The 6,149-nt window shown below is 61.1% G+C and carries 6 protein-coding genes; 4 read left to right on the top strand and 2 right to left on the bottom strand.

Translation table 11 applies throughout. From position 1 onward, the window contains the following. Positions 1-175 precede the first annotated feature (175 nt). Complete coding sequence (locus ACNA0J_RS21240) at positions 176-1,654, bottom strand: inorganic phosphate transporter (protein WP_415820867.1); 1,479 nt, start codon at positions 1,652-1,654, stop codon at positions 176-178. A 133-nt stretch (positions 1,655-1,787) separates the two neighbouring features. On the opposite strand from ACNA0J_RS21240, the gene mog reads away from it, so the two are divergent. The 3 genes from mog (at position 1,788) to ACNA0J_RS21225 (ending at position 3,796) form a co-directional block, all read left to right on the top strand. Next, complete coding sequence (mog, locus tag ACNA0J_RS21235) at positions 1,788-2,423, top strand: molybdopterin adenylyltransferase (RefSeq protein ID WP_415820866.1); 636 nt, start codon at positions 1,788-1,790, stop codon at positions 2,421-2,423. Positions 2,424-2,495: 72 nt separating this feature from the next. Then, a complete protein-coding gene (locus ACNA0J_RS21230) occupies positions 2,496-2,834 on the top strand; it encodes a hypothetical protein (protein ID WP_415820865.1) in 339 nt (112 codons plus the stop codon). Positions 2,835-2,878: 44 nt separating this feature from the next. Continuing rightward, complete coding sequence (locus ACNA0J_RS21225) at positions 2,879-3,796, top strand: peptidoglycan DD-metalloendopeptidase family protein (RefSeq protein ID WP_415820864.1); 918 nt, start codon at positions 2,879-2,881, stop codon at positions 3,794-3,796. Positions 3,797-3,920: 124 nt separating this feature from the next. Here the strand turns inward: ACNA0J_RS21225 and ACNA0J_RS21220 are convergent, their stop codons facing one another. Further along, a complete protein-coding gene (locus ACNA0J_RS21220) occupies positions 3,921-4,820 on the bottom strand; it encodes a LysR family transcriptional regulator (protein ID WP_415820863.1) in 900 nt (299 codons plus the stop codon). A gap of 276 nt (positions 4,821-5,096) precedes the next feature. On the opposite strand from ACNA0J_RS21220, the gene ACNA0J_RS21215 reads away from it, so the two are divergent. Next, positions 5,097-6,074 (top strand): Bug family tripartite tricarboxylate transporter substrate binding protein, encoded by a 978-nt coding sequence (locus ACNA0J_RS21215; protein WP_415820862.1) that lies wholly within the window; start codon positions 5,097-5,099, stop codon positions 6,072-6,074. Positions 6,075-6,149: the final 75 nt, after the last annotated feature.

Genomic DNA, 6,149 nt, shown 5'->3' with positions numbered 1-6,149 from the left:
GTGCCGGGCCGTTGAGCGCGGATTTAGCCTCGCGCAGCGAGGCCGAGCCCCCTGCTCATGGGGCGAGTCCGCGCGATAGGCCCGGCATGACACTCCGGCACGCGGCAGGAACGCCTTAATAGATCTGCTCTGTACTGAACGAAACCCCGACTCATTTACCTAGCGTGCCTCTCGGTTACCCCGCAATCTGCACGCCAACCCAGAACAACCCTGCCGCCAACAGCATCGACGCCGGCAACGTCAGCACCCAGGCCAGCAGGATATTGCGCACCGTACTGCCTTGCAGGCCGCTTCTGTTGGCAATCATCGTCCCCGCTACGCCCGACGACAGCACATGTGTCGTGGAAACCGGCAAGCTGAAAACGTTAGCCATGCCGATGGCCGCTACGGCAGTGAGCTGTGCCGACATCCCTTGGGCGTAGGTCATGCCCTGTTTGCCGATTTTTTCGCCGACTGTCAGCACCACGCGACGCCAGCCGACCATCGTGCCGATACCCAGGGCCAGGGCGACTGCCACGATGACCCAGAGCGGTGCGTATTCCGTGGTTGCAGTCAGGTCCGCACGCAGTCTGTGCAGGTCCTCGCGATCGCGGCTTTCCAGGCCATCGAGGGTTGCGACTTTCTTGGCTGTGTCGTCCAGGCACAGCAGATAGCGGCGTACTGTGATGCGTTTTTCAGGGGAGAGATCTTCGTAGTGCGTGACGCCGCGCAGGTCGTTTTGTAACGCGTCAATGGTGGCCAGTGTCAGCTGCGGGTGGCAGTGAAATTGTTTGGGCAGATCGGTGCTGTCGTTCTTGTTCTTGGAGATAGCCAGGAAGTCGTCGAGGGTCGCCTGGTGCCGCAGGTAGAACGCGCTCAGGTGCGTCGCGGCATCGCGTGTGCGGTCGATCTGATAGGAGGTGCTGTTTTCGTTCAGGACGAACTGAGCGGGCACAATGCCGATCAATACCAGCATGATCAGACCGATCCCTTTCTGGCCATCATTTGATCCGTGGACAAAGCTCACGCCCATGGCGGACAACACCAAAATCAGACGATTCCAGAAGGGCGGGTGCTTTTTCGAGTCGAGTTCGCGGCGCTGCTCCGGGGTTTTGTGCATTTTGGAGGCAGGCCACCAGCGCTTGAATAGCAGCAGCAGGCAGCCCGCGACCAGAAAGCCCGCGATGGGGGAGGCTACGAGCGACAGGCCGATGTCGATGGCCTTGCCCCAGTTGACGCCTGCGGCGATCGGCAGATCGGTCATCAGGGCGTTGGCCAGGCCTACACCCAGGATCGAGCCGATCAAGGTATGCGAGCTGGACGCCGGGATGCCGAAATACCATGTGCCGAGATTCCAGGCGATGGCGGCTGCCAGCATGGCGAATACCATGGCGAGCCCGCGGCCGGTGTCGACGTTGATCAGCAATTCGACCGGCAGCAGGTGAACGATGGCATAGGCGACGCCAACGCCGCCCAGCAATACGCCCAGAAAATTGAAAATCCCCGACAGGATCACTGCCAGATGCGGCGGCATGGCCTTGGTGTAGATGACCGTGGCGACGGCGTTGGCGGTGTCGTGAAAGCCGTTGATGAATTCGAAGGCCAGTACGAATGTCAGGGCCAGAACCAGGCTGACGCCAATCCAGAAATCCAGACCAGAGAAGAGATGAAGCATGGGAGGGGAGGGGGTATGGGGCGGTGAGCGTAGGCGCAATTATTGCAGATTTGTGACTTGTCACTAGTCGGGCCCTGCGGTGCCCATAATGCGATAGCATCACTTTTTCTCTCAATCGTTGATGCCTGCTGCCATGCCCACCTCTGCCCAGCCTCTCTCCCGCCGCCATCCCGACGATCTCCTGGTGGGTCTGGTTTCGATTTCCGACCGCGCATCGTCCGGGGTTTATCAGGACGAAGGTCTGCCTGCTTTGCGAGATTGGCTGGGGACCGCGCTGTCCTCGTCCTGGCAGGCATCCGAACGCTTGGTGCCCGACGATGCCGCTGCTATTTCTGCGGCCTTGGTTGAATTGGTGGATGTGGTGGGCTGCGACCTGGTTCTGACGACGGGCGGTACTGGTCCGGCGCGCCGCGATGTCACGCCCGAGGCTACCTTGGCGGTGGCTACCAAGGAAATGCCGGGTTTTGGCGAACAAATGCGTCAGGTCAGCCTGAAATTCGTCCCCACTGCGATTTTGTCGCGACAGGTCGCTGTGATCCGGGAAACGGCGGATCACGCCGCACTGATCATCAATCTGCCCGGCCAGCCCAAAGCCATTCGCGAAACCCTCGAGGGCCTGCGCGATGCGTCGGGCGGCGTGGTGGTGCAGGGTGTTTTTGCCGCCGTGCCCTATTGCATCGATCTGATTGGCGGACCGTATTCGGAAACGCATGAGTCCGTGGTGAAAGTCTTTCGCCCCAAGTCTGCGCTGCGCAAGCCCGCCGCCTGAGCCGGCCTTAGCGAGCTGATTCGTGCGCTATAGTTGCCCGGGTCCTGCTTTTTTTTCTTGGAATATAGCGTCATGAATGTGAAAGTCCCTGTGCTCTTGGTTTGTGCCGGAGCTCTGGCGGGTTGTGCCTCGGTAAAAGACATCACCGCGCGCGACCCCGTGTTTTATGGATCGACGGCACGGCCCGCAGAGGAATACGTGCAATGCGTCGATTCGGCCTGGCAGGGCCAAGGCACGAATGCCGAGCGCCGCCCTGTGCATAATGGCTACGAACTGGTCGTGCAAGGCTCCATGGGCGTCGAGGCTGTCCTGACGGCAACGACATGGAAAGGCAAGACCGACGCGAGTCTCTCGACGCGTATCCAGCGCACGAGCACCGCATTGGCCGAGGCTGCAAATCTGTGCCTGTAAACATGGTGAGTCGCCGCACGATGATGCAAGAGTGGATTCGTCGGATGCTGAGCCGTCGCACGCTGACGGCCGGGGTGGCCCGTGATGTATGGAGCCGCCGTACTCTCCGGCAACGATGTGCCCGTCTGGCGGGTCAAGTGACGCTATTGGTGGCTGCTTGCAGCGCGACCGTGGCCCATGCGCAGGGCTACATCAGCCGCACGCTTGACGTGCCTGTGCCAGGTGGTGTGGCTGTGGTGCCCTTGGGGGCTGCGGCTCAGGCGCCTCAGGCCAGTTTCAACGGCCATCGCGTCATGGTCATTCGCGACAGCGATCAGCAATGGATCGCCGTGGTCGGGATTCCTCTGGGTACCAAGGCCGGGTCTCAAACGCTGCAAGTGCAGGGCCGCCCTGCTGCCCAGTTCAATGTCGGGACCAAGGAATACGCCGCGCAGCACATCACGTTGAAAAACAAACGGCAGGTGTCTCCCAACCCCGATGATCTGAAACGCATTGAACGCGAACTCGCAGAGCAAGTCTCCGCCTACCGTATTTATCGCGATGGCGTGACGCCCAGCAATGTGATTCTGGATCGCCCCGTGTCCGGCGGGCGTTTGTCCAGCCCCTTTGGGTTGCGGCGGTTTTTCAACGGCGAAGAGCGCAATCCTCATTCGGGCCTGGATTTTGCCGTGCCGACTGGCACGCCTGTGAAAGCGCCCGCTGCAGGGCGTGTCGTCCTCGTGGGGAATTTTTTCTTTAACGGCAACACGGTTTTTGTCGATCACGGACAGGGCTTTATCAGCATGTTCTGCCATTTGTCGGCGATTGACGTCAAAGTCGGCGACGAGGTCGCACGTGGCGCCGTGGTTGGCAAAGTCGGCTCTACGGGGCGCGCGACAGGGCCTCACCTGCACTGGAACGTCAGTCTGAACGATGCGCGGGTCGATCCGGCGATCTTCATTGGCGCGGTGAACAAGCGCTGAGGGCGGCGTACCGCCGGTACGTGCCGAACGGTGCCATGCCCCCGCTCAGGGGAATGGCACCGATCTGCGGCGCTCCGCGCGGCTTGCATGACGGTTGTCAGAGGTTGTGGCGTTTTGCGGTGTTTCAGCGTGTGCTCGCTCGGAGTGCCGTGTCCAGAAAGCGCCTGAGCAACGGCGCCTCGTCGTCCGCCCGATAGGCCAGCAATACCCGGCTGGCGGCATCGGGCGTGGCGAGCTCGCAATAGGCGACGCCGGGAATGCCGGTTTTCATATAGGTCTCTGGCAAGACCGATACTCCCATCCCGGCGGCGACCAGGCCCACAATGGTGGCCCCTTCGCGCGCCTCTTGCCGAACGTGCGGTGCAAATCCCGCTCGGCTGGCCAAGACCGTCACGTGTTCAAACAGCCCGCACCCCAGGCCACGCGGAAACAAGATAAATGATTCATCCGCCAGTGCAGACATAGGCAGGGGCTGGCGTGACCGGGCCAACGGATGATCGCTCGGCAGCACGGCGACCAGCCGGTCTTGCCAGAGTTGCGACACCGCGATATTGGCGGGCGGTTCGAACAACGGCGACGGGCGCAAAAAGCCAATATCCACCGTTTTCTCGGCCAGCGCCCGCAATTGTTGGCCGGTGGACATATGCGTCAGGTCGGCACGGGCACCAGGGTGACGGCCGCGAAATGTTTGCACGATGTGCGGAAAGGCCTCGAACATCGGGACCGAGGCCGTGAACGAGATCCGCAACTCGCCCGCCTCGCCGCGAGCGGCTTGCCGCACCACATCGCTGGCGCGTTCCAGATAGTTCAGCGCATGGCGGGCCTGCTCCAGAAACAGCGATCCGGCCTCGGTCAGCTCGACTTTGCGATTAGTGCGGTTTAGCAGCGTCGACCCCAGTTCTTCTTCCAAGGCTTTGACCTGCAGGCTGAGGGGAGGCTGGCTGACGTGCAGGCGGCGGGCCGCGCCGCTGAAGCTGAGCTCCTCGGCGACGGCCACGAAATAGCGAAGCTGGCGAAAATCCATGGCTATTTGATTTCCAAATAAATAGATGGAAAAAACGGTATTGGACGATATTAATGGGCTGGGCGATCATGTTTCAACCCGGGGCTAGTCGGCGATAGACCGCAACAGCAACTGTCATCGTCACATTGATTTGTGGCGCCATGAATCACGTCATAAAACCAGGAGACTCACATGATTGAGCCAAATTCAGACCAGCTTGTCGCGCGTGTTGCCATGCCCGCACGGCGCGCTTCCAGCGGGCTTGTCGCAGCTAGGTGCGGGAACTCGATAAAACGCGTGTTGACCTCTGCCTGCCGCAACGCCGCGGCAGGGTTGGGGCTCGCTGCGGTGTTATCCAGTGGCCCAGTACACGCCGCCGATTTTCCCGACAAGCCGATTCGCATCGTCGTGCCCTATGCTGCTGGCGGCGGCGTGGATATCGTGACGCGCCTGGTCAGCGAAAAAATGGGCGCAGCCCTGGGCCAGACCATCATCGTGGACAACCGTCCCGGTGCGGCAACCAATATTGGCATGGCCGCCGTTGCGCAGGCTGATGCCGATGGTTATACCTTACTGACCGCCTCCAACACCCTGGCGAGCAACGCAGCGCTGTTTTCGAACCTGACCTTCGACCCGGCGCATGATTTTGCGCCGGTCGGCAGTATCGGCTACGCGCCGCTGGTGGTAGTCGTGCCCGAGGCGTCACCCAACAAGACCCTCAAGGACCTGATCGCCTATGGGAAATCCCATCCGGGCAAACTGACATACGCCTCGGCGGGCAGTGGCAGCTCCGGCCATCTGGCCAGCGAGCTGCTCAAAGCCGAAGGAGGCTTTGACGCGCTGCATGTCCCGTACAAAGGCGGTGCGCCGGCAATTACCGATTTGCTGGGACAGCGCATCGATTTCATGTCGATCAACCCGCTAGAGGTGATTTCGCATATCCAGTCCGGCAAGTTGCGTCCCTTGGCGGTATTGAATGCACAGCCGACGGCCCTGCTGCCTCAAGTGCCGACCACGGCGACTTTGGGCCTGCCCGAGGCGGTCGCCACAGTATGGTGGGGCCTGATAGGCCCGAAAGGTATGCCTCAGCCCGTCGTGCAGCAGTTAAACACGGCCCTGCAGAAAGCATTGCAGGATCCCGGCGTGCAAAAACGCCTGGCGGATCTGGGCGCGACGGCAACACCGGGCAGCGCGTCGGCCTTTGGAACATTCGTGGCGGACGAAACCGCGAAATGGACCAAAGTCATCAAGCAGGCCGGCATCAAGGCCGATTAATAGGAAACGCGGCCACTGCCTTTATGCATGATCAATGCTGTGAACCTCAGGCACTGTCTTTATGAATGCTCGGCG

Origin of the sequence: Bordetella tumbae (genome assembly GCF_965139195.1) — a bacterium.
In the GTDB taxonomy this organism is placed as follows: Bacteria; Pseudomonadota; Gammaproteobacteria; order Burkholderiales; family Burkholderiaceae_B; genus Bordetella_A; species Bordetella_A tumbae.
Note: the sequence above shows the minus strand (reverse complement) of the source record. Positions and strands in the feature narration are given on the sequence as shown.